The organism is Synergistaceae bacterium (assembly GCA_017443945.1).
In the GTDB taxonomy this organism is placed as follows: Bacteria; Synergistota; Synergistia; order Synergistales; family Aminobacteriaceae; genus JAFUXM01.
Window position 1 is genome coordinate 1 of sequence record JAFSXS010000090.1, and the last position, 21,693, is coordinate 21,693.

The window sequence follows — 21,693 nt, forward strand, 5'->3', positions numbered from 1 at the left end:
ATCCTGAGCCAGGATCAAACTCTCAGTTATTTTGTTTGATTTCTAGCTTTATAATCGCAAAACAAAAATTCATATTCTCATCTGTAAATTAGCTCTGTCAATATACTCGAAATTTGTTATTATTTCGCTCGTCTTGCTTGGTTCCTGACTTCTTCTCTATTGAGCGTCTGTCTCTCTCAAGCGCAACAAGGGAAATTATACACCCTATTTCTTAGATGTCAACACTTTCATAAAAAAATTTTTTGTGCATGTGATAAATTATCGTGAAATATTGTGATTGCCTGTTTTGTGTGATAAAAAATTTCTTGCAGATATTGATTTTATTGCGTGTTATAATCGTTTTCGAGGTGAGAAAAATTATACTCGTTACAGTTTTGACAGTTGCTCTAAACAGTTCTGCAACAATCGCGCGGACTATCGAGTCAGTCATGAAGCAGACTTATAACAATATTGAATATATAATCGTCGACGGAAACTCACAAGACGACACAGTAAAAATCGCTGAGTCATACCGCGAAAAATTTAATGCTATACCGGGCCGCACTATGAAAATTATCTCTGAGCCTGATTTGGGAATGTATGACGCTCTCAATAAGGGCGCAAGACTCGCAAATGGCGTTATAGTAGGTCAAGTCAACTCCGACGATTTTTACGAGCCTGACGCAGTGAAAACTATGGCAGAATTATACGAGCGCGAAAAATTTAATGTTGCATGGGGAACTGTCAGAATAAAAACGGGTAAAGGAATCATTATCAAGCACGCGAAATTACCTAAAGGAGGGGGAGGCATGACTACAACCCATTGGCACCACGCTTCGACCTTCTCAGAACGAAAAATTTTACTCGAATATCCTTACATATTAGAAGACTTCTGCGACGATTTCGATTTTATATTACGATGTTATTGTGAAGGCAAGAAATTAAGCGTTACAGATAAAGTTATCTCAAATTTCAATTTCGGCGGAATGAGCACACAAAAAAGTTTAAGCGAGGTCATAAGAAGATGGAAAGCTATTTGCAAAATTTATAGGCGTTACGGGTTGAGCAAATTATATTATGTGCAAAGATTTATATATGAATTTACTAAATATTTAATGGCATAAGGAGGAAGATTAAATTTTGCTGGTTACAATTTTGACAGTCGCTCTAAATAGTTCAGCAACGATCGCGCGGACAATCGAGTCAGTAATGAATCAGACTTATAACAATATCGAATATATAATAATTGATGGAAATTCACACGATGACACAGTAAAAATCGCTGAATCTTACCGCGAAAAATTTAATGCAACTCCCGGACGAACTATGCAAATTATTTCTGAACCTGATAAGGGAATGTATGACGCTCTCAATAAAGGCGCAAGGCTCGCTAATGGAGTTATCGTCGGACAAATTAACGCTGATGATTATTACGAACCCGACGCAGTTCAAACTATGGCGGAATTATACGAACGTGAAAAATTTGACTTGGCTTGGGGAAGTATTCGAGTCATTAAGCGTACAGGCAACATGATAAAACACGCAAAAAGGGGCTTTTTATGGACTACTTCGCATTGGTGCCACCCGGCGGCGTTTGCTGCAAGAAAAATTTTGCTTGAGTACCCCTATCCGTTGACTAATTCACATGATGATTTCGACTTTGCTACACATGTTTATCTTGACGGCAAAAAAATTATTACTCTCGATAAAGTTATCAGCAATTTCACTTTCGGGGGCATGAGTACGCAGAAAAGTTTTGCAGACGTTAAGAAGCGCATTAACGAAATTTACGGGATTTACAAGAAATACGGCATGAGCAAATTTTATTATCTACATAGATTATTATTTGAGGCGGTTAAATATATTCTCACTTAAAATTTTTCGCGAGTTCAGATTTTATATATTCGTAGCGTAATTTTTTCTCGGTCTTAGCAAAGTGAGTCGCGCGGGATTGTTCCGGATTGTGGGTGTAATCAAGTTCTTCACTGCCAAATTGCTCGCTGGTGAGATCGAAAATTTTTCCGTCAACGTCGTTATAACAGTGATAATTTCCGCCAGGCCTCAGAATCCCGTAAACTTTCCCGCCAAAAATGTCCTGTGCAAGAAATGCCGTAATCGAACACTGACCAAGCGTTATATTTTCTTCGCTCCAATTTTCCCGAAGTCTAGGCGCACATGAATATTCACACCAAATTTTTAAGAGCGCGTTATATAAATCGCAGGGAGTCTCTATATTTGCATAGTCGTGATTAATCGCGTGAACGTTTAAAGCATTTTCCCAGCCGTAAAAATTGTATCGCATTCTATAACCTCACATAATTATATTTTGACTGCCTCGAACATTTTTATTTTACAATAATATCATGTCCGGGGCGGTCTATAAATTTATTGCCCTCTTAGCTTGAGAGCCTCACCGAAAGTAGCTGACTGGTCAATATCGTCTATAATTTTCCCGTGTTCGAGAATAATTTTTCTTTGCGCAACGTCGCCGACTTCAGGATCATGAGTAACTATTATAATCGTAACGCCCTCACTATGAAGCCGCCTAAATAAATCTACTACAATTTTTTCGTTTTCCTCGTCAAGATTTCCGGTTGGTTCGTCGCCCAATAAAATTTTAGGAGAATTTATTAATGCACGGGCAATACAGACTCTCTGCTGTTCTCCTCCTGAAAGCTGGGCGGGCAAGTGCTTTGCTCTGTCCTTGAGTCCGACTTTCTCAAGTGCTTCCATTGCTTCTGACTCGTCGGGCATACTGTGATAATATTGTGCGACCATGACATTTTCTAGTGCCGTCAAGTAGCTTATAAGGTGAAATTGTTGAAAGATTAACCCTATTTTATCGCGCCTAATTCGAGTCAGACTCGCTGCGTTTTCTTTGCTTATGTCGACTCCATCAAGAATAACATTTCCAAGTGAGGGCGTATCCATGCAGCCGATAATATTAATCATCGTTGTTTTGCCGGATCCTGAAGGCCCCATTATTGAGAGCCAGTCGCCTGCGTTGACGGTTAAATTTATATCTGCTAATGCTTTGAGACTGCCATAAATTTTTGAAACATTTTTTAGCTCTAAAATTTTGCCTGCCATAAAAAATTATTCTCCCTTCAAGACTATTGCAGGATGTATATCCATTACTTTGCGCACAGGAATTATCGAGGCCATTACGGTTATTGCGATAAAAACTATTATGGTAACGGGAATTAACGCCCACTGAAAATTTATAGCGCGCCCGAAAACATTTAGACTCACACGCTGGGCAAATTCAAAACCGAGCCAGACTCCTAATGCACCGCCGATAAAACCCAGTAAAACGCCCTCGCCGAGTAATTCTCCCATGACAAATTTATTTTCTGCGCCGAGAGCCTTTTTTAACGCAATTTCCCGCCGTCGTTCTGCTACCATTGCCATCATAGTTGTATATACTGAAATCATAGTTATAATCAGCACAACAACTGTAACAAGCAATACTAACGCCTGCAATTTTCCTAATACTATATCCTGCGATTGAGTAAGCCTTCTCACTGCACGGGGCTGTAAATCCGGTAAATCATGCTCGATCTTGGCCGAAATAATTTCTAACTCTTTTGCGTCTGCTATTACGCTGCATTCTATAACGTCAGCCCTGAAAGTATCGCCGATTAAGTCATTTAACATATCAATATCTGCGAAAATAAAGCCCTCTTCAGCTCCTCCAGTTGAGACAATGCCGCATACTGTAAAAGTTTTATGAAAGTTTTGACGCGCTAAATCACGTTTTTGATTCTCTGCTGCTGAAAGATTCTGTCCTGACGCTTGAGCCTGCTCGCCGTATTTAACGCCCTGTACCATGAATGAGTCGCCGAGATTCAAATTTAACGTCTCTGCAATCTCATGACCGACCATAACACGCAAATTTTCCCGCGAATTTCCCCAGCTCCCGTCAATATACCAGAACGGACTGTTTTTTTCTGCCTGCTCTAAATCAGTGCCGGCTATGATGTATGGCTGCTCGTTAATTTTCACTGTCTGATAACGATATGGAGCAATCCCGACTAATTTATCTGAGCCGATTAAATTTTTTAACGAGTCAAGAATCCCGCGCGTAATCTTTGAGTCCCCTCTAGGCAAAATAATTAAATTCGCTCCGTATGACCTAAATTCGCGCCCTAATTGATCGGGAATATCATAATAAATAGTAACGAGTCCAGATAAAATTGTCGCACCTATCGCAATAGCAAGCACCGCAATAATTAATCTTGATGCACGGCGAATTAATGAACTTGTTACCATTTTTATATACATTTTCTGTCTATTTGCCATGTAGAACCTCCGTCGGCTTCAGTGCCATTAAATAACGTATCGCTGGAATGCTGCCGATTAACGTAACGAAAAATAATATTACTGCAACAATTAATATGACCATCCGCGCAATTTCTATATATGAGCCGAATACAGTTTGTCCGATAATCTGCGCAAAGCCTATGCCCAGAAAATAACCCAGAATACCGCCTAATAAGCCCGTAATCATTACTTCAACGAGGACGAGTAAAGCAATTTGCCAGTTATACGCGCCCAAAGCCTTTAAGAGTCCTAATTCCTGACTTCGTTCTATGACACTTGCTGTGATTAAATTCGAGATTGCAAGAGCTGAACCTATCGAGCTTAAAATCGTAATCAGAATCATTAATAGAGTCGTCTTGTTTAAAATTGTGCCTTCTGACTCTGCAACCTGTCTGACTGCTTTTGCGACTCCGTCCCTTATTACTTCTTGAATCTGATGACAAATCGCGCTCACATATGCAGTACAGTACCATGTTTCGTATTCATCAGGTGAAAGACTTCGGGGATCCTGCGCGGCCTTGCGTGCTAAATCATTATCGGGCGTAGTGAGTGCAGAGACTTCTATACTTGAAATTTTGCCGTGAAGATTCATTAATTCCTGCAACGATTCGAGCGGCATTAAAATTTTTTCGTCAGAGTTTCCGCCGTCATTGAAGATAGCTTTTACGCGAAAATTTTTTACGATGCCGTTATTTGTCAAAGTAATTGCGTCCCCGATGTTAATATTATTTCTTGAGGCGAGCAATTTTCCTATCATTACTGCGTCATTGTCTGACTCGTTGAGCCATTCGCCGGAAATTTCCCACCATGTGCGAATAGCTTTCAAGCCCGTATTTAATTCTTCGCCCGTTGATAAAGTCGCGTGCTTCTCCGGCCAAGTTCCGAATAAAGCTGCTTCACCGATTACACCCGGACGGCCTTTAACCTGTAAAACTGCGTGTCCTTCCAAGATAGGGGCAAAGTCTAAAATATTGAATCCCCAGAAAATTGACTTGAGCTTGAAAATATCTTCCTCGTATAAAAATTTGTCGTTGACTCCGAGTCCTGTCAGCCCGTATAAATCGCTCATTAGTGCTGCATCCTTGTGCCTGACCGTTATATTTGCGCCGTAAACTTTTAATTCCCGGTTGACCTTATCGCCGACACCTAACATTACATTCATCATAGCAGTAGAGAGCGAGACACCTAATATTACAGTGAAAGCTATCATCAACATTTTATTTTTCTGACGGATTAGAGTCTTTGTTACCATTCTCCAAAACATTTTTGTGTATTCATGCCTCCAAATCTATAAAATCAAAGTCAAAACCTTAAAATTTTATCTAAATCTATTTTCGTGAGCCTCTAAAACTTTGACATCTATAAAAATTTTTCCGTCCTTAATCTCATATTCAAACGGTATCGGATTACAACCGCCCTTAAAACCTATAGTATTCTTATTCATGACGACATCACAACGCTTGCATACGACTTCTTCATCTCCCCGCTCAAAATATCCCGCAATCCCGCAGATTTCGCACGCGTCAAGTCCGATCCCGTATGCTGTCCCCGCAGGTTTCTTCACCGCAAGAAATCTCACATCATAGCCGTTTGGAGTCATATACGAAAATTTATGCAAATGTCCGTCTGAAATATTTTCGAGCTTAATAGAAATTACCCCGTTTGAAATCTCGTAAGGCTCCGGCTGAATCTCTACCGGCGGTTTATTGTCGTAATAGTGCAGAACTGTAACAGTAAAAATCGCAAGCATTCCAAATATCGCAAGACTCATAGACCAGCGGCGGCAATCTCTTAAACGCGCTTTTTCTTTGCGGAGTAATGCTTTGTTCGGGAACTCGTGAGACGGCCTTAAATGTGTAATAATAACAAAGACTAACATAATTACAGCCAACGCAAGCTCACAGAATAAAAACGCGTTCGGGTTCGCATTGTGCCAGATCATAACGTCAAATACTGAAATATTCATGAACGAGTCAGAAATTTTTAACAGCTTCAATTTTTGCAGAGCCACTACAGCCGACGCAATATATTCAAGTGCAAATATTAGAATCGACAAAATCATGAATAAATAACTCTGACTCGCTGTATTCAAAGATTTATGGACTTCATAACCGCCCAGCGTGATTAACAGACATAAAATTATTCCCAGCGTATAACCTAAAGCGCGTAACATTGCATTTGTGCTGATCCCTGCCTCGCCGAAATAAATAAATTCCCGCGTAAACTGCAATATCGGCGGCAATAAATACATAAACGCAGCAAATATCATTATCGACAGCAATACAAGATTCATGAGCCAGATAAATTTTTTCCTGATAATAGCTGTCAATCCCGTAAAAATTAAGACACTCACAGATATTAACGCAAGACTTATCACGACTCGCCGGTTAAACGCAAGCAAAATTAAATTCATGCCCTTAGGATCGTATAATCTCACGCAAAAAACTATAACGCCCGCTATAATTCCCAGCAATGAAGCTAATACAACAAATTTTTTGCGCGAAAAACTGAATATTACTCCCAACATAAAAGCAAAGGCCGCTAAATGATCAGTAACGGCGACGAGATATTTTAAAATTTTCCCTCACTCCCTCACAACACAAAAACGGGAGACTCTGCAATTAAGCAAAGCCCCCTAGATAAAATTTTTACGAATGAAGCCGCGTTATAAATTATTGCAGCTGTTCGCCGGTGTAATTCCAATCAAATACTACTGTATGAGTCTTGAAGAACTCTTTTGCGCCTTCTTTAGCTGGTACGCCGGTCTCGTCATCAATGTGAAGTAAATAATCCGTCGGAGGCTCAATTATAAATTTCAGCTTGTAAGGTCCAACGGGGAGTCCCTTCTTGATATTTGATCCGTAGTGAGGGCCGTCGCTCGCGTTCATGGGCATAAATGAACCTGACATTACAACAGTGCCGTCAACTTTTGCGATCTCATACTTAACTGTGAGATATGCCGGCCAAATGTCTTCACCGTTGCCGAAACCGTATTTAATTGCGTCTTCAGGCTTCAAATGAATATCTGCTTCCAAATGCAGGTCTGAGTCTTCACGTGATACACCTTTTCCGGCCGGGTACATGTCAACGGGCTGGAAATATACCGCTGCTACGTTGTAGGGGCCGACCTGAGTCTCACCGATCGGAATCTCTTCAAAACCTGTTTCACCGGGTTTAACTGGTACTGCTGCTGCTCCGAAAGCTGCTCCGGCAAATGCAAGAGTGAGCATTAATACAGCGAGAATAAATTTTTTCATGATAATTATTTACCTCCTAGAAAAATTTTTATAAATCTCCCGCATTAACTATCATACGGGTTATTTATCCTGATTCTTTCTCTTCCTGAAAATGTGCGGGATCATTATCCATACTGCCGCGATTACAAGCATTATTTGCGGAATAAGAGTCTCTGCACGGTCGTAAATGCTCAATATCTCAATTGAGAAACCTTTCATAGCGGGAATTACTGTACGTCCCGTTATAACGTCGGCTTCTGTGAGCTCAACAACTCCCTTGCCCATAAATGAAATACACATCAGGAATAATAAAACGCTCGTGAACATGAAGAACGCACGCAAAGGCAGTTTCACGCTGAAATATCTAAACGCGACCCATACAGCAACAAGAACAAGAATCCCCGCGCCGATTCCATATGCAATATAAGCCGGGTTGCTCATTCCGCCTGTAAACGCTGCTGAATAGAATAATATCAATTCTGCGCCCTCACGCATTACCGCAATGAATGCCGCAAAAATTAATGTCCATTGACTCTTTGAATCTATTGACTGCTGAACTTTGCCGCTAATATAATTTTCCCACGCGATATTATCAGCTTTCGACAACATCCAATTGCTGACATAAAATAATACTGCCACCGCAAGAAACATCGTCCAGCCCTCTAATAATTCACGTGCGACTCCGCTTTGTTCGCCCATTAGAGTCTCAAGCAGCCAAGCAAGAATAACGCTCGCTATAATCGCCGCAAATGACCCTAAATAAACGCCCTTCAGCATGTTCTTATTTCCCGTTTTGATTAAGTACGCAACAATAGCCACGATTACGAGAATTGCCTCGAGTCCTTCACGCACAAGAAGCCCGAACGCCGTCAAGAATGTAAGCCAGTCTCTATTAACGGGAGCTCGTTTTTCCGTTGAAGCAGGAGCAGGGGTCGGAGTCTCGGCAGGTTTTGCAGGTTCAGCAGCTACTACAAAATCAGGCTTTGAAACTTGAGTATCACTATATAACGCGAGGCCGAGCGAGTCAGGATCATCAATTTCTACTTTACCGTCTAAGACCATTGCGTCCTTATAAACTTTTATCTTGAGATCCTCTATTTGCTGCATCAACAAATTTTTTTCTTTGTCCTGATTGCCTAGTAAAACATGTTTTATGTCTCTAAATTGCGCCTCTATGTGATTGACTCTTGCCGCCGAAATCGCATACATTACAGTGCTTTCAAAGCCTTGAACCTCGTAATATTTAAAATATGCGTCGTTCACGTGATTATAAGCGTCCTTGTATTTATCGGCCTTAACGTCTTCGATAGCTGCGTTAAATTCAAGTGCCATATCAGCAGCAACCCCGCGCCAGTCGTCATAACGTTTTTTCTTCTTTGCGGCCTGTGATTCATTCACGCACGAAAAAATTAGCGCACAAATCACAAGCACAAGCATAACAGCTCGTTTATTCCTGAACAAATGAGTCAATCTCCTTCTGAAAAATTATGTGAGTCAAACTTTATTACGTGAAAAATTTTAGCAGTGTTTATTTTTCCGGTCAAGAGAAAAAGTTAATTGCAGCAAACTTTACAGCAAAATAATTTTTCTGCCTTCGAGTGAAAGAGTTGCGCTGACTCTGAAATTCAGCATGTCCTGACGCAAATTAAATGAAGGCTCATAAAGTTTTACAGAGTCGAGTCCGTTAGTGTTTATTCCTGCGAGAGAAAAAATTTTTTGAAGGCGCAAATTTCTTGTAGTGCCTCTGATTGTGCCGGGGTTGTCAATTATTACGCGCGGAGGATTTGAGATAATATTTATATTTATGTGATTGTCGATATTGTAATCTGAGTGAATGAGCGCATTTATAAAAATTTCCCTGAATGAGTCTGCGCACTTGTTAGAAAGTTTTAGAGTCAGTCTAGGCAAAATTTTTGTGTAAGCGTCCCAGATATTATTTGCTTCAAGTGAAATTATTTGCGTGTGATGAAGTTCTGCGCGAATCTCTAAACGTCTGCCAAACATTAGCGCACCTGCAAAAGTTAAGTGTTTACCCGAATAAATAAAGCTCCTCCGCAAAAATTCTTGATTGGTCAAAAATTTATATTCATCGTGCAAATTTGTTAGAACGCTGCGAAATTTTTTTATGCAATCTTCATCAAGCGAGTCAAAAACGGGGAAATCATCGCGGGAAAATTCCAGAGAGTCAGAGGCCATTAAAATTTTTGCGTGCCTGCCTGACATGAGATTAACGCCTTCAACTCTGCGAAAGACTTTGTTATGTAAATTTTGCGGTTTGTCGTGCCATGAAAGAGCTTCAACGGGAAAAATTATGATTCGTGCAGGAGAGTCAAATATTTGCGAGTCCGGCCTGAAAATTTTTGTGTTGTCGGGCAAACCTGAAATTATTATATTGTCCTGTGTATCGAGTTCAGCACCTGCGATTATCCATCCGCCGAAACTATTTGCGAGCGCGTTAATTGACTCGGGAATCTTATAAAGCTCGTCGCCCCGTAAAAATTGTCTGTCTTGATTCGCCGTTTTTCGCAGGAAGTCTTCAAAGCTCGAAAATTTTGCGCTCACAATAATTTTTCTAGGATTTCGCCAATGTCAGAATCAATGCTGATAGAACGTTCAGAAATTCCTGCGCGTGAAGGTATATGAGCCTCACCGAGATTTATGCAGCAGTAAAAAGCGTCTGGCCATTCACGAGTCATTTTCCAGAATGGAAATTTTATTATTCCTGGCGTGTTGTAGCCTGTGCCGAGTTCGAGGAACAAAGTTTTTTTCTTGCAGCTATCATCAAGGAAACGGGAATAATTTTTTGCTGCTTTGTGCCATCCGGAGTCCTCGACGAAAGTATCATCAATGCGCAAATTTGTTGTCATTTCCCGGCCGCATTTAGGGCAGTGAGGGATTAAATTTTCGGGGACTCGCATATTTTTCTGGCCATAAAACATTTTTGTGATTATTTCTTCGTTGTCATAAGTCTTATAGTGGCATGGCAGCGGACATTGAAATAAACCGTAATCGCCTTGAGTGTAAAAGAGTCTAGTTTTGTCAAATCCGGCGCGTTGGAAGCAGTGATCTACATTTGTTGTGATGACAAAATAATTTTTCCCGTCCAAGATATTCAATAAATTATTATAAACTGGTTTGGGCGGATTAGTGAAGCGGTTCAAGAAAATATTTCGACTCCAGAATGCCCATTTTTCGGAGCTTGACTCGAACGTGCAGAAGCCTCCTGAATACATGTCATGGAAATTATATTTTTTCTCGAAGTCAGCGAAATTTTTTGTGAATCTCCCGCCGTCGTAAGTGAGTCCAGCTGAAGTTGAGAGTCCTGCGCCTGCTCCGATTATTATTGCTTGAGACTCGTTTAATGCGTTTTTGAGTCGCGTAAATTTTTCTGTCTCTGTCATGAAATTTTTTCAACTCCTTTTGCGCATATTATAGTTTATGGGAGGGAGATTTTGTTTTTTGCTGCCGAGAGGTGTTGCTTATAATGGCATGACAGAAAAAATATTTTATAGCTAAAAAACTTATTAACATATATAAACATGAGTTACGTAATGAAAAATTCAGGAAGAGAACATTAAACATTTTCGGAAAACTATGACAAAATATTTTTGTTGAGTGTATATATATTAAAACTTGAATATTTACAAAAAATTTGTTGTATGTGTGCGAGACAAAATCCCTAAAACTCTGAATTATTGTCAATAAAGTAGACACATAAAACAGGAAAAATAAAAATTATATTGTATTTTCTTTCTCAAAAAATATTTCTCTTTCATCAGGTGAAAGTCCGCTATTAGCACTATGAGGGTGTTTAGGATTATAAAAACTGTTTTGTAAAGCAAATTTCTAATTTTTTCTGAAGTGTACTGAGAGCCCCTATCTGAATGAAATATAATAAGTGAGAGACAGTCTCTATTATTCCATTCATGAACTATACTTTTCTCGACAAGTTTAGCATTCAAACTCTGAGAAAGTTGCCAACTGATAATTTTTCTTGCAAAAAGATCCATTACTACACAAAGATAGCAAAAACCTTTGGAGGTACGAATATAAGTTATATCACTAGCCCAGACTTGGTTAGGTGATTTAGGATTAAACTGTTGTTTCAATAAACACTTTCGGAAAGTAAATTTTTATGCATGACATTATAAATTAATATAAGGGAGTGTCAGATTTTTGTGTAAATGGAATCCGAAATTCAGTATTTGCAAGGTTTCAATTTTCTAATTACACAAAATTTTGGACAAACCCTAATTACGGCCTCCGCAAAAATTTCCCCTGTAATATAAAATTTATTACTATTTGAGCTTTTTGTGTGTATTTCTTTTTCTTGCCGCTGTAGTATTCTGATGTTCCCTTTTTAGCCGCTTGATTTTACTTTCAGTTTTTGTTTATCAGAGAGCTTAAATTCTTCACATGAAGCCAATGTTTTTCTACAAGTTTTATTATGTCATATGTTGTACTTACGGATATTTCATATTCGTTTGCAATATCTTCCATAGTACGATAATTGCGATAATAAGCTAAAAAGATGCACAAAAGTATTAATCTCAGGCGGACACCTCCCATTTTATGGCTTTCTATAAATTTATCAAGCACGATAAAAAATGTATTACGCTTAACACCTAAAATCCTTTGAAATTTTTCATATGTAATTTTTCTATTTGCTCTGTATGATTCCGAAAAAGTTTATACAAGAAATATAAATAAACCCCGTACACACTCGCACGGAGAAAAATTTTCTTATCGTGATAATTTACATGCGAAAAATTTTAATTATTTGCCCACTGTTGCAAAATTGAAACTTCTGCGGGATTATTGCGATTAATAATTTCGAATAAATGCGTTAATATACCCTTTGCAATTACACATTTATAAAAATTTTCGCCGTGTTGAATTAAATCACCTTCGAGGCCGTAATTAATAACAGGGCATACAGCACAATAAGGCATATACACACAATCACAGCACATCGGAAGAGACTCAATGCATGAAGCTGTGCATATTGCATGTGCGGCAGGCGACAACATTAATTCGCGGTAAGTGTTGTCAACAGTTCCCAAGCAAAAAATATTATCGCCCATATTCGCAAACATTCGGCCTTCGTCGCAAGTATAAATATTTCCGTCGAAATTAACAGCAATTTGTCCCGTTGCAGCACCGCAAGGAGAACGAAATTCAGTGTGGCCGGCTGATTCATTATTTAGAATGCGTCTCAAGTAAATACAGGCCGTAGACTCTGTAATATAAATTCCCTGCTGACACTTTTTGAGCATATAATCAAGCACTCTGCAATAAAATTTTACATATTCTTCCGGAGTATAGCCTATAATATCCCAATTTTCACGAGCACGCCCCAACGGTGTCAGCGGTCGAATATAAATATTATTCATTCCGTTAGATATGTATTCGTCAACTATTTCTTCAGGAAAATTCAATGATTTTTGGGTTGTTGTCTGAATAGCACTGATTACAGGATTTTTCCCGGACTCTATGCAAAGTTTTCTGTATAAATCTGCTCCTGCGTGCCAAGCGTCATAACTTGATTTATTCACAGACAAAGGCCGGTTATATTCGTGTATGATTCTATTGCCGTCAAGAGACGTAGAAATATGTATATCATTATCAATCAGCCAGCGTAATAAATCAGAGTCAATATTTGTGAAATTGCTTACTATTGCAAAATCGACGTGTTTTCCGTGCTCTTTAAAAATTTGCCGTGCATATGAAATAGTGAATCTCAAAGCCTCTGGATTTAGTGTAGGTTCGCCGCCCTGAAATTCAATCGTCATATGTGAAACGGGAGATTGTACAGCTAAATTAACAGCTTTCCTGCATACTTCAACAGAAATTTTTGATATATTTGCTTCTCCCGCCTGACAGTAAATACAGCGTTGATTACATGAATCAGTCAATACAATTATAAAAAGTTGTGCAGCACTCAAGAGACATTTTTTCATCGCGGCCATATCATGCTGAAATTTTGATATATATTTGTCCCTGTCATAGTAAACAAAACCGAGTTTTTGCAGAGAATTAAATATATTGCTTTCTGGTGATAATCTGCCTTCTACAAAATCATAAAATTTATCTTTGCTCAGGAAAAAATATTTGCCCATATCATTTGTCAGCAAAAAATCCCCGTTAAATTCCGTCCAGTTATAATAAGCTGTAAAATAATTCATGTGCGATTCACCTTTTAATACGGCCTAATGTTTATATCAGGCATAATTTTCGTAGTACGGAAAAATCCTCCGCAATCATTTTTTCTCGTGCAAATTCCGCATTCATTCAAGTATTCAATTTTTGAAGGTGTAATACTTTTTCTGTATATAGTCTGCAAATTTTTATCTACAATGCAGAGCGGATAATTATATAATTCGACTTCTACGCCGTTCATAATGAGTATATAAGCTGCTTCACGAACAAACGGCCATAATTCATCATAACTGCACCAGACTTTATTTCTGTTAATCATAGCATTGCCCATCATCTCAAGCCCCATTAAACAGACATGACTGCAATAGGGATATTTTTTCGCAATCATAAAAGCGAGTGCAGGCAAATTTTTATAATTGAGTCTTGATGTTACTATACGGATTTCGATATGTTCTCCGGATTTATGAAGATTATCAAGCCCGCACAGAGTCTCGTTAAAGCTGCCTTCAGTCTGTGAAATATAATCATGAAGTCCGGAATTATCAGCATGAAGAGGAATCCCTAATAAAGTTTTATACGGCCTAACTTTTTGGAAATCTGAGAGAAAATCTTTATACGCAAATGTACGCCCGTTTGTGAGAATGTGCAGTATCGCGGAAGAAAAATAATTTCTGCAATAATCAACCAGATTCAGAAAATCGTCGCGCAGTATTGTAGGTTCTCCGCCGGTTATACATATATATTCAGTATGGGGACTCATTGAGGCAATAAATTTTTTCAGATTAGTTAGCGGCTCAGATTTTGCATTAAGCCTGAAATTTTCCGTGTATGGACACATTATACAGTTAGAGTTGCAAAGCCCCGTAGTAAATATAGTATCTGCCATAAAATTTTATTTCCCCTTTCTAGCGTCCAAGCAAAATGAATCGCAATATTTCAATTAATACAGCTCCGGCAATAAAAGGCGCAAAGGGCATCATTTCGACTATAATTATATTGCTGTGATTGTTCCTGCACCAAATTTTTATAGCTTTAGCCTGACTCTTTGTGATTCGAGACCTTCTATTTTCCGTTGTAATCTTTGGGAGTTCAGGATCAGTACATTTTTTCATAGCCCATAACGAAACAAAAGCTAGAATCATTCCCGGCCGTATTTCATCCGCTGAAATTTCCCGGTAAGTATTGACTCTGACTCTATTGCTGATAAATTCTATTATAGACGCTATAACGAGGCTGAGAGCTAAATTTATAAAAGTGTTTGATAATATACTGAATATCAAGCCCATAAGGCCTATTATTTTTCTTGCAGGGTCAAATTTATTATGAATCAGAAATATTAACGCGATCGAAAATAGTACGCACAACATTTGATTTGCATAAAAGAAGTCGGGCGCGCAAGTGTTCAGCAAAATATTAAAGAATGATATTACACCTGCATTTGCGAGAATAGAAATAGCGTTACGAAAGCTGAAATTATAATTTATGTTGATTTTACCGCCATTTTTGCGCATAAAAGTTGTTATAATCAAGAAAATATACCCAAGCGCAAAGGAATATATAACGAAATTCAATGCAGGAAAAATATTCCCGTCTCTCACAACATAAAAGCGCATAGGAAAAATTAACGAGATAACAATATAAAATTTGCAGTCCCCCGGTGCCCAAATATCTGTCATATAAAATATTACAGCCGTTATGACTGCGAATAAAAAATTTATTGCAAACGGTAAAATCTGAATCGATAATGACTGCGAGATAAAATATTCACTAGCAACAATAACCGTCCAGACAGCCAAGAAAATAATTAAATGTTTGTTTCTCACTCGTCCTGAGCTAATATCAGTGAAAGCTCCAGTTATTGAGGCAATTAATACGAGTAATATATATGCAGGAGTCATTATTTATTCTTCAGACCAGCTAGCAAAAATATTTTTCTCATCCTCGCGCCAATTTGATTTTATTTCTACTGTGTCGGACTCTGAAATTTCCCGTTCAGGTTCAATGCATGAAGCATAAAGGGAGCGCGCTACAAGTAATTCTCTTATACCCTTTGTACGGCGGGCAGTGTCAAGCCTAATCATTTGAAAGCTAAGTTCCTTCATGATAATTGCTATTTCCTGCTCGATAGAAATTAATTTTTCGGCTGATTCAAAGAATACATTAATAAATGCACCGTCGTTCTCATAATAAATAATATATTTCTCGTGAAAACGATATAGAGCTTTCATAACAGCTTCACGGGCGTATAAATTTCTGTCGAGTCTTATAACAAAACCGTTATTCGTCAGTTCATATGATTTCAAACTTTTTCTCCGTAATGATACTACCATTTAAACATATTATTGTTATGGCTTGCATGACTCGCGTGGCTTGAGTGGCTCGAATGACGCGGATAAGTATAATTGCTATGGCTCATATGACCAAAATTACTGTGGCTGCCGTGCCAAGCAGATGCATCGTCTACACAAAGGGTACACGCAAGCACCACCATTAATGACCCCACCGCGAGAAGCTGTCCCTTCGGTATACTGGCCTCTTCATCAAGCAGAAAATCTGATATAGAATGATTGACAACTGACTCAAGCTCACTAAATAACTTCTTCGACATGATTAATTATTCCCATTAAAAAATTTTATCTGAATTGCTACCATTATACATGAATAATTATTTAACTGGGACTATATCAGGCGATACAGGAGTCTTCACGTATGGGACATAAATATTTGAGTGATAATTATAACTGCTGCTATGGTTATGGATACTACACGCAAGCACCACCATTAACGAACCCACCACAATTATTCTTCACTTAACAGAAATTATAGCCTCTTCGTGCAACATAAATATAAAAAATTTTTCGCGCTCTTGTCATGAAGTCAGTAAATTTTTTTGCATGATATAATCACAAAAAACGCGCACTATAATTTGTAAGGAGGCTTTATTTATGGCAATAAGTTTATCAAAGGGTCAAAAAGTAGACCTCACTAAGGGCAACCCGGGACTCTCGCGCTTACTTGTCGGACTCGGCTGGGATGTGAACAAATACGATACCGGTTCAGATTTCGACCTCGACGCAGCAGCATTTTTACTCGGTGCAAACGGCAAAGTTACGAACGACTCAGATTTCATATTCTATAACAACGCGCGGCACTCATCGGGAGCAGTTCAGCATATGGGCGACAATTTAACCGGTGCAGGAGACGGCGACGACGAAGAAATTAAAATCGATCTCTCCAGAGTTCCGGCAAATATCGAAAAAATTGCGTTCACCGTTACTATTCACGAAGCAGAGTCAAGACGGCAAAATTTCGGACAGGTCTCAAACGCTTTTATTAGAGTTGTCGACGAGGCCAAGAATCAGGAATTAATACGCTACGATTTGGGCGAAGATTTCTCGATTGAGACAGCTGTTGTTGTCGGTGAACTTTACAGGAACGCGGGCGAATGGAAATTTACAGCAACAGGTTCAGGCTTCAAAGGCGGTCTGCGTGCGTTGTGCGTTAATTTCGGCGTGAACGTCTAAATGAAATACGAAATTTTACATCAGGACGCTTTTCCCGTCGTTAAGTGCGATTTACAAACCGGCGAGTCAGTCAAGGCCGAGTCTGATGCAATGGTCGCAATGTCTGCAAATCTCGATATTTCCGGTTCAATGGGCAATAAAGGCTTTCTCGGAGGTTTGGCGCGAAAATTTTTAACGGGAGAAAGTTTTTTCTTTCAGCGTGTAACAGCAGCAAGAGGCCCCGGCAGTGTTTTATTTGGTCATCCTGCACCGGGCGGAATAATTGATGTAAATCTTGACGGCTCTTACGGACTGAGAGTCCAGAAAAATGGATTCTTAGCGTCAGAAGAAAGCATAGAAATTGATACAACAATGCAAAATTTATCGCAAGGGTTATTTTCTCGTGAAGGATTCTTTGTCTTGAACGTTCACGGACGCGGGACTGTTTTTCTTAGCAGCTTCGGGGCAATCCACGCAATTAATTTAGCAGACAACGAAGAATTTATTATTGATAACGGACATTTAGTCGCTTGGCCTGATTACATGCAATATAAAATCGAGAAGGCTGCTAGCGGGTGGTTCTCAAGTATTGCGAGCGGTGAGAGTCTTGTTTGCAGATTCACAGGGCCGGGAACGGTTTTAATTCAAACGAGAAATCCCGACGCTTTTACAACATGGCTTAAATCTTTAGGCATAGGAGGCAATTAATAAATGGTAAATTTACAAAAGGGTCAAAAAGTTGAACTCAGGAAATCTGACGGAGGCTCGCTAAAAAAAGTTGTAATCGGTCTCGGCTGGGACGAAATAAAAAAGGAGTCGGGCGGATTCTTGGGCGGTCTGTTCGGAGGCGGGAAAAAGACTCACGATATTGACTGCGACGCAACTGTATTTTTGTGCGTGAACGGCAAAGTAACAGACTCTGAAGACGTAGTTTATTTCGGGAATCTCAAGCACTCATCAGGAGCAGTCCGTCATATGGGCGATAATTTAACCGGTGCAGGCGAGGGCGACGACGAAGAAATTTTTATAGACCTTACATCACTTCCCGCAAAATACGATAAAATTATATTCGTTGTAAATATTTATAAGGCCAATGAGCGCGGACAGCATTTCGGAATGATTAACAACGCTTTTATCAGAATCTATGACGGCGATAATAATCAGGAATTATGCAGATATAATTTATCAGAAAACTATGACTCAATGACTGCTATGATATTCGGAGAAATGTATTTACGCAACGGCCAGTGGAAATTTAACGCAATCGGCCAGGCAACACACGATAATTCAATCAGCGAGCTTTTACGGAGATTCGCTTAAAGGAGGGGAAATTTTTACTCATGAAATTTTACGACTTAGAATGGCTTGCTAAAGAATGCGGGACTACTAATAAATATGAGATTACCGCTAAAGTTGCAGCAGAGGCACGCAGAAAAAGTGAAGAAGCATCGTACGACAGAACTAATCCGACAAACGAGCTTTTTATCTCTGACGTTCTCAGCGAAATAGAAGCAGGCACAAGCCCCATCAACGCACACACAGTCAATGAATAAATTTACTAACGGCCGCAAAATCTTACTGGGCATCACAGGAGGTATAGCGGCCTACAAGATTCCGTTCTTAGTGAGACTGCTAAAGAAATCAAATTGCGAACTCGAAATAATTATGACTCCTTCAGCAGAAAATTTTGTAACGCCTATGACTCTTGCGACACTTGCAAATAAACGGGTTTGGCGCGAAAATGATTTTATCGCAGAAGGTCATAATATCCCGCACATAAAATTATCTGAATGGGCTGATGTCATAGCTATTGCACCGTGCAGCGCGAACACTCTTGCGAAAATTTCACACGGGATCGCGGACAATTTATTAACTTCAACGATTTTAGCGGCTTCATGTCCGATTATAATTTTTCCTGCTATGAATCAAAAAATGTTCATGAATCCAGCTACACAGGTGAATATAAAAATTTTGTCAGAGCGGGGCATAAATATAATAGAACCTGCTTCCGGCGATTTGGCGTGCGGTGAGTCAGGTCGCGGGAGAATGCCTGAACCTCAAGAAATTTTTTACGAGCTTCAAAAAGTTTTGTGCGGCGTTAATGACATGTCCGGGAAAAAAGTTTTAATCACAGCAGGGCCGACTCATGAATATTTAGATCCCGTTCGTTATATATCAAATCCGAGTACAGGAAAAATGGGCGTGGCTATGGCTCGTGCGGCGTGGCTCAGGGGTGCTGACGTTAAATTAATCGCGGGGCCGGCAGATATTGACTCATACGGTTTTGAAGTGATTCGCGTGAGTTCTGCACAAGAAATGCTAAATGCCGTAATGAAAAATTTAGAATGGGCTGATTTTATCGTGAAAGCTGCTGCGGTCGGTGATTATCGGGCAAAAAATTTTAACGCTCAGAAAATAAAACGTGAGGGAAAAGACTCGCTAATTATTGAACTCGTGCAGAATCCCGACATAGCCGCCGAAGTAGGAAGACTCAAATGCGAGAATCAAATTTTAATCGGTTTTGCTGCTGAGACAGAAAATATTTTGACTCATGCACGGGAAAAATTATCGCGCAAAAATCTTGATTACATTCTGGCAAATGACGTAACCGGCAAAGATTCAGGTTTTGCGAGCGACTCTAACATAATAAGGGTAATCCCCAGAGACGAGACAAAGGACGAAAAAATTTTTACGGGTCTGAAACAGGAAATAGCGTTTGAAATTTGGGATTATGTGCTGTCTAATTGACGTGATAATAACTTGGCCGCTATGGGGTGCATTGACTTACGAGTGCGAAATTGTACCAGAGTCCGGCGCGCGCGTTCTTGTTCCTGTACACGGCAGAAATAGAGTCGGCTTCGTTCTCGGTGCAAGCAAAATAAATATTGACTCATCAGTGAAAATTAAGCCCGTCGCAAAAATTATTGATTCTCATCGCGTAATTGACTCTGATTTATGGGATATGGCACTATGGGCGGGGAAAATCTGCATGTGCGGAGAAGGCAGCGCGTTAAATCTTATATTGCCTCAAAAATTTTTAGACGGTGAAATAATTGCGCTTTCACAAATTTATCACGATGAGTCAAAAACTTTTCATGAGTCAAGCTGCTTTAACCCCTTTGATGACGTGAGAAATAATTTTTACATTGACTCACTCTCACAAAATGGGCGTTCCCTTATGTTACTGCCGACTCACGCAAGAGCAGCTAATTTTTTCGAGAATTTACCGGACTCCTTGAAATCTCAAGCGTTATTATGGCCTTCGACGAGCAAAAAAATTTGGGAAGCATGGCAGCTCGTTCACATGAAAAAATTTAATATCGTAATCGCAGCACCAGGGGGAATCTTTGCGCCCCTATCGCCTGACAGAATAATAATAGAGGACGAGTCAAACCCTTCATATGTAATTCCCTATGCGTTAAATATTTCAGCGAGGAGTCTTGCGGGCCGTAGAGCATATTTCAATCACTCAGAACTAATCACGGGAGGTGCTGTCCCGTCACTAAAAACTTTCAAGCGTCTTAAACCCGAACAGGAAATCAAACCCGACCGCAAAAATATCATAATCGTTGACATAAATTATTCGCGCAAAACTCAAGAAAAGGGCATCGAAGGCAGTATACCGCTGACATTTTCATTGATAAAGCGCACTTACAAAGAATTAATACAAAAACGTAATGTAATCTGGATTCTAAATCGTTTAGGCGAGTCATCAGAAGTTTTCTGCGGGAATTGCGGCGAGTCAGTCAAGTGCGTTAAATGCGGCCACATCATGAGAAGCGAGGACGACGGGAAAATTTTACACTGTAGATTTTGCGGCCAAGTCAGAGAGACTCCGGAAAAATGCGAGTATTGCGGATTCGATATTTTGCGCGGGAAACGTCCGGGACTCGAAGCTCTTGCGAAAATTATTGCTCCCTACTACAAAAATATTTACATTTACGGCGATAAATCGAGAAAGAAAAATTTTAGAGGTCTCATATTAAGCACTATAAGAGGCTTGGAACTCTGCGAAAAAATTAATCCCTCGTTAATTGCCTGGCTCGATATAGATTCTGAGCTATTGAGACCCGACTATAACACGAGATTTAACGCTTTTAGGATGTTATATGACTCATATTTTCGAGGGCGTAAGAATGACTCAGAGAGAAAAATTTTAGTTCAGGCGAGAATATCAGGAAAAATTTTCGCGAGTCAGCTTTATGACGGCTGGAAAAAGTTTTTAGACTCTGAACTTATTGCACGTAAAGAGTATAATTTACCCCCGTACGGCTGTATGATAGAAATTGACTGCGATGATGAGTCATTGCGTGAAAGAATTATAGAGACTCTAGAGTTAAATAATTTTTTCGTGATGGATCCGGGAGATATAAATTTGCCGTTAGTAGTCAATACAAATTATCTCGAAAGTGTGAGAAAACTTTTAGAGCCTCTATTCACAGCCGGACACAAAAATAAAATTTGTCCAAATATCACAATAAGGAGCGAGTAAC

24 protein-coding genes are annotated in these 21,693 nt (G+C 39.4%); 8 read left to right on the top strand and 16 right to left on the bottom strand.

The genetic code is table 11. The features are described from left to right. Window positions 1–305: 305 nt before the first annotated feature. The gene (locus tag IJT21_09090) at window positions 306–1,103 is read left to right on the top strand and encodes a glycosyltransferase (GenBank protein MBQ7578405.1); all 798 of its coding nucleotides are present in this window, start codon (window positions 306–308) and stop codon (window positions 1,101–1,103) included. 16 nt (window positions 1,104–1,119) lie between these two features. Next, on the top strand, window positions 1,120–1,854 hold the full coding sequence (locus IJT21_09095) for a glycosyltransferase (GenBank protein MBQ7578406.1): 735 nt from the start codon (window positions 1,120–1,122) through the stop codon (window positions 1,852–1,854). Here IJT21_09095 and IJT21_09100 read toward each other — a convergent pair. The 16 genes from IJT21_09100 to hxsA3 all read right to left on the bottom strand — a co-directional run bounded on the left by IJT21_09100 (window position 1,847) and on the right by hxsA3 (window position 16,305). Beyond that, window positions 1,847–2,281, bottom strand: coding sequence for a hypothetical protein (locus IJT21_09100; GenBank protein ID MBQ7578407.1), 435 nt, complete (start codon window positions 2,279–2,281; stop codon window positions 1,847–1,849). The genes IJT21_09095 and IJT21_09100 overlap by 8 nt on opposite strands. A gap of 83 nt (window positions 2,282–2,364) precedes the next feature. Continuing rightward, the gene (locus IJT21_09105) at window positions 2,365–3,069 is read right to left on the bottom strand and encodes an ABC transporter ATP-binding protein (protein ID MBQ7578408.1); all 705 of its coding nucleotides are present in this window, start codon (window positions 3,067–3,069) and stop codon (window positions 2,365–2,367) included. Between the two features lie 6 nt (window positions 3,070–3,075). Next, the gene (locus IJT21_09110) at window positions 3,076–4,281 is read right to left on the bottom strand and encodes an FtsX-like permease family protein (GenBank protein ID MBQ7578409.1); all 1,206 of its coding nucleotides are present in this window, start codon (window positions 4,279–4,281) and stop codon (window positions 3,076–3,078) included. Then, complete coding sequence (locus IJT21_09115) at window positions 4,271–5,566, bottom strand: ABC transporter permease (protein ID MBQ7578410.1); 1,296 nt, start codon at window positions 5,564–5,566, stop codon at window positions 4,271–4,273. Before IJT21_09115 ends, IJT21_09110 begins: the two co-directional genes overlap by 11 nt. A gap of 54 nt (window positions 5,567–5,620) precedes the next feature. After that, window positions 5,621–6,829 carry a DUF2318 domain-containing protein gene (locus IJT21_09120; protein MBQ7578411.1) on the bottom strand — a complete coding sequence of 403 codons (1,209 nt, stop codon included), beginning with the start codon at window positions 6,827–6,829 and terminating at the stop codon, window positions 5,621–5,623. Between the two features lie 145 nt (window positions 6,830–6,974). Further along, complete coding sequence (locus tag IJT21_09125) at window positions 6,975–7,559, bottom strand: iron transporter (GenBank protein ID MBQ7578412.1); 585 nt, start codon at window positions 7,557–7,559, stop codon at window positions 6,975–6,977. Between the two features lie 60 nt (window positions 7,560–7,619). Continuing rightward, a complete protein-coding gene (locus tag IJT21_09130) occupies window positions 7,620–8,975 on the bottom strand; it encodes an FTR1 family iron permease (protein ID MBQ7578413.1) in 1,356 nt (451 codons plus the stop codon). Window positions 8,976–9,107: 132 nt separating this feature from the next. Then, window positions 9,108–10,100, bottom strand: a complete 993-nt coding sequence (locus IJT21_09135) for a hypothetical protein (GenBank protein MBQ7578414.1) — start codon at window positions 10,098–10,100, stop codon at window positions 9,108–9,110. Beyond that, entirely contained in the window at window positions 10,097–10,939 is an 843-nt protein-coding gene (locus IJT21_09140) for a Sir2 silent information regulator family NAD-dependent deacetylase (GenBank protein ID MBQ7578415.1), read from the bottom strand. Before IJT21_09140 ends, IJT21_09135 begins: the two co-directional genes overlap by 4 nt. A 297-nt stretch (window positions 10,940–11,236) precedes the next feature. Next, window positions 11,237–11,647 carry a DDE-type integrase/transposase/recombinase gene (locus tag IJT21_09145; protein MBQ7578416.1) on the bottom strand — a complete coding sequence of 137 codons (411 nt, stop codon included), beginning with the start codon at window positions 11,645–11,647 and terminating at the stop codon, window positions 11,237–11,239. A 271-nt stretch (window positions 11,648–11,918) separates the two neighbouring features. Beyond that, a complete protein-coding gene (locus tag IJT21_09150; GenBank protein MBQ7578417.1) occupies window positions 11,919–12,077 on the bottom strand; it encodes a transposase family protein in 159 nt (52 codons plus the stop codon). 233 nt (window positions 12,078–12,310) lie between these two features. Next, window positions 12,311–13,723, bottom strand: a complete 1,413-nt coding sequence (gene hxsB, locus IJT21_09155; protein MBQ7578418.1) for a His-Xaa-Ser system radical SAM maturase HxsB — start codon at window positions 13,721–13,723, stop codon at window positions 12,311–12,313. A gap of 14 nt (window positions 13,724–13,737) precedes the next feature. After that, window positions 13,738–14,583 (bottom strand): His-Xaa-Ser system radical SAM maturase HxsC, encoded by an 846-nt coding sequence (hxsC, locus tag IJT21_09160; protein ID MBQ7578419.1) that lies wholly within the window; start codon window positions 14,581–14,583, stop codon window positions 13,738–13,740. A 19-nt stretch (window positions 14,584–14,602) separates the two neighbouring features. Continuing rightward, window positions 14,603–15,520, bottom strand: a complete 918-nt coding sequence (locus tag IJT21_09165) for a hypothetical protein (GenBank protein ID MBQ7578420.1) — start codon at window positions 15,518–15,520, stop codon at window positions 14,603–14,605. 78 nt (window positions 15,521–15,598) lie between these two features. Further along, window positions 15,599–16,000, bottom strand: a complete 402-nt coding sequence (locus IJT21_09170) for a hypothetical protein (protein MBQ7578421.1) — start codon at window positions 15,998–16,000, stop codon at window positions 15,599–15,601. 20 nt (window positions 16,001–16,020) lie between these two features. Continuing rightward, window positions 16,021–16,305, bottom strand: a complete 285-nt coding sequence (gene hxsA3 / locus IJT21_09175; protein ID MBQ7578422.1) for a His-Xaa-Ser repeat protein HxsA3 — start codon at window positions 16,303–16,305, stop codon at window positions 16,021–16,023. 337 nt (window positions 16,306–16,642) lie between these two features. Between hxsA3 and IJT21_09180 the strand changes: the two genes are divergently transcribed. Genes IJT21_09180 through IJT21_09205 form a run of 6 tightly spaced genes read left to right on the top strand, consistent with a single transcriptional unit; the run spans window position 16,643 to window position 21,692 of the window. Continuing rightward, the gene (locus IJT21_09180) at window positions 16,643–17,221 is read left to right on the top strand and encodes a TerD family protein (GenBank protein ID MBQ7578423.1); all 579 of its coding nucleotides are present in this window, start codon (window positions 16,643–16,645) and stop codon (window positions 17,219–17,221) included. Continuing rightward, complete coding sequence (locus IJT21_09185) at window positions 17,222–17,908, top strand: TIGR00266 family protein (GenBank protein ID MBQ7578424.1); 687 nt, start codon at window positions 17,222–17,224, stop codon at window positions 17,906–17,908. A gap of 3 nt (window positions 17,909–17,911) precedes the next feature. Continuing rightward, entirely contained in the window at window positions 17,912–18,520 is a 609-nt protein-coding gene (locus tag IJT21_09190) for a TerD family protein (protein ID MBQ7578425.1), read from the top strand. 20 nt (window positions 18,521–18,540) lie between these two features. After that, on the top strand, window positions 18,541–18,753 hold the full coding sequence (locus IJT21_09195; GenBank protein ID MBQ7578426.1) for a hypothetical protein: 213 nt from the start codon (window positions 18,541–18,543) through the stop codon (window positions 18,751–18,753). Beyond that, entirely contained in the window at window positions 18,746–19,948 is a 1,203-nt protein-coding gene (coaBC, locus tag IJT21_09200) for a bifunctional phosphopantothenoylcysteine decarboxylase/phosphopantothenate--cysteine ligase CoaBC (protein ID MBQ7578427.1), read from the top strand. Before IJT21_09195 ends, coaBC begins: the two co-directional genes overlap by 8 nt. Next, the gene (locus IJT21_09205; GenBank protein ID MBQ7578428.1) at window positions 19,932–21,692 is read left to right on the top strand and encodes a hypothetical protein; all 1,761 of its coding nucleotides are present in this window, start codon (window positions 19,932–19,934) and stop codon (window positions 21,690–21,692) included. Before coaBC ends, IJT21_09205 begins: the two co-directional genes overlap by 17 nt. Window position 21,693: the final 1 nt, after the last annotated feature.

Coding starts and splice junctions, on each gene's coding strand:
- IJT21_09120 (MBQ7578411.1), bottom strand. CDS start 6,829: ATGTTGGGAGTAATATTCAGTTTTTCGCGCAAAAAATTTGTTGTATTA.
- hxsB (MBQ7578418.1), bottom strand. CDS start 13,723: ATGAATTATTTTACAGCTTATTATAACTGGACGGAATTTAACGGGGAT.
- hxsA3 (MBQ7578422.1), bottom strand. CDS start 16,305: ATGTCGAAGAAGTTATTTAGTGAGCTTGAGTCAGTTGTCAATCATTCT.
- IJT21_09115 (MBQ7578410.1), bottom strand. CDS start 5,566: ATGTTTTGGAGAATGGTAACAAAGACTCTAATCCGTCAGAAAAATAAA.
- IJT21_09140 (MBQ7578415.1), bottom strand. CDS start 10,939: ATGACAGAGACAGAAAAATTTACGCGACTCAAAAACGCATTAAACGAG.
- IJT21_09105 (MBQ7578408.1), bottom strand. CDS start 3,069: ATGGCAGGCAAAATTTTAGAGCTAAAAAATGTTTCAAAAATTTATGGC.
- IJT21_09185 (MBQ7578424.1), top strand. CDS start 17,222: ATGAAATACGAAATTTTACATCAGGACGCTTTTCCCGTCGTTAAGTGC.
- IJT21_09205 (MBQ7578428.1), top strand. CDS start 19,932: ATGTGCTGTCTAATTGACGTGATAATAACTTGGCCGCTATGGGGTGCA.
- IJT21_09100 (MBQ7578407.1), bottom strand. CDS start 2,281: ATGCGATACAATTTTTACGGCTGGGAAAATGCTTTAAACGTTCACGCG.
- IJT21_09130 (MBQ7578413.1), bottom strand. CDS start 8,975: ATGCTTGTGCTTGTGATTTGTGCGCTAATTTTTTCGTGCGTGAATGAA.
- IJT21_09190 (MBQ7578425.1), top strand. CDS start 17,912: ATGGTAAATTTACAAAAGGGTCAAAAAGTTGAACTCAGGAAATCTGAC.
- IJT21_09125 (MBQ7578412.1), bottom strand. CDS start 7,559: ATGAAAAAATTTATTCTCGCTGTATTAATGCTCACTCTTGCATTTGCC.
- hxsC (MBQ7578419.1), bottom strand. CDS start 14,583: ATGGCAGATACTATATTTACTACGGGGCTTTGCAACTCTAACTGTATA.
- IJT21_09110 (MBQ7578409.1), bottom strand. CDS start 4,281: ATGGCAAATAGACAGAAAATGTATATAAAAATGGTAACAAGTTCATTA.
- IJT21_09195 (MBQ7578426.1), top strand. CDS start 18,541: ATGAAATTTTACGACTTAGAATGGCTTGCTAAAGAATGCGGGACTACT.
- IJT21_09180 (MBQ7578423.1), top strand. CDS start 16,643: ATGGCAATAAGTTTATCAAAGGGTCAAAAAGTAGACCTCACTAAGGGC.
- coaBC (MBQ7578427.1), top strand. CDS start 18,746: ATGAATAAATTTACTAACGGCCGCAAAATCTTACTGGGCATCACAGGA.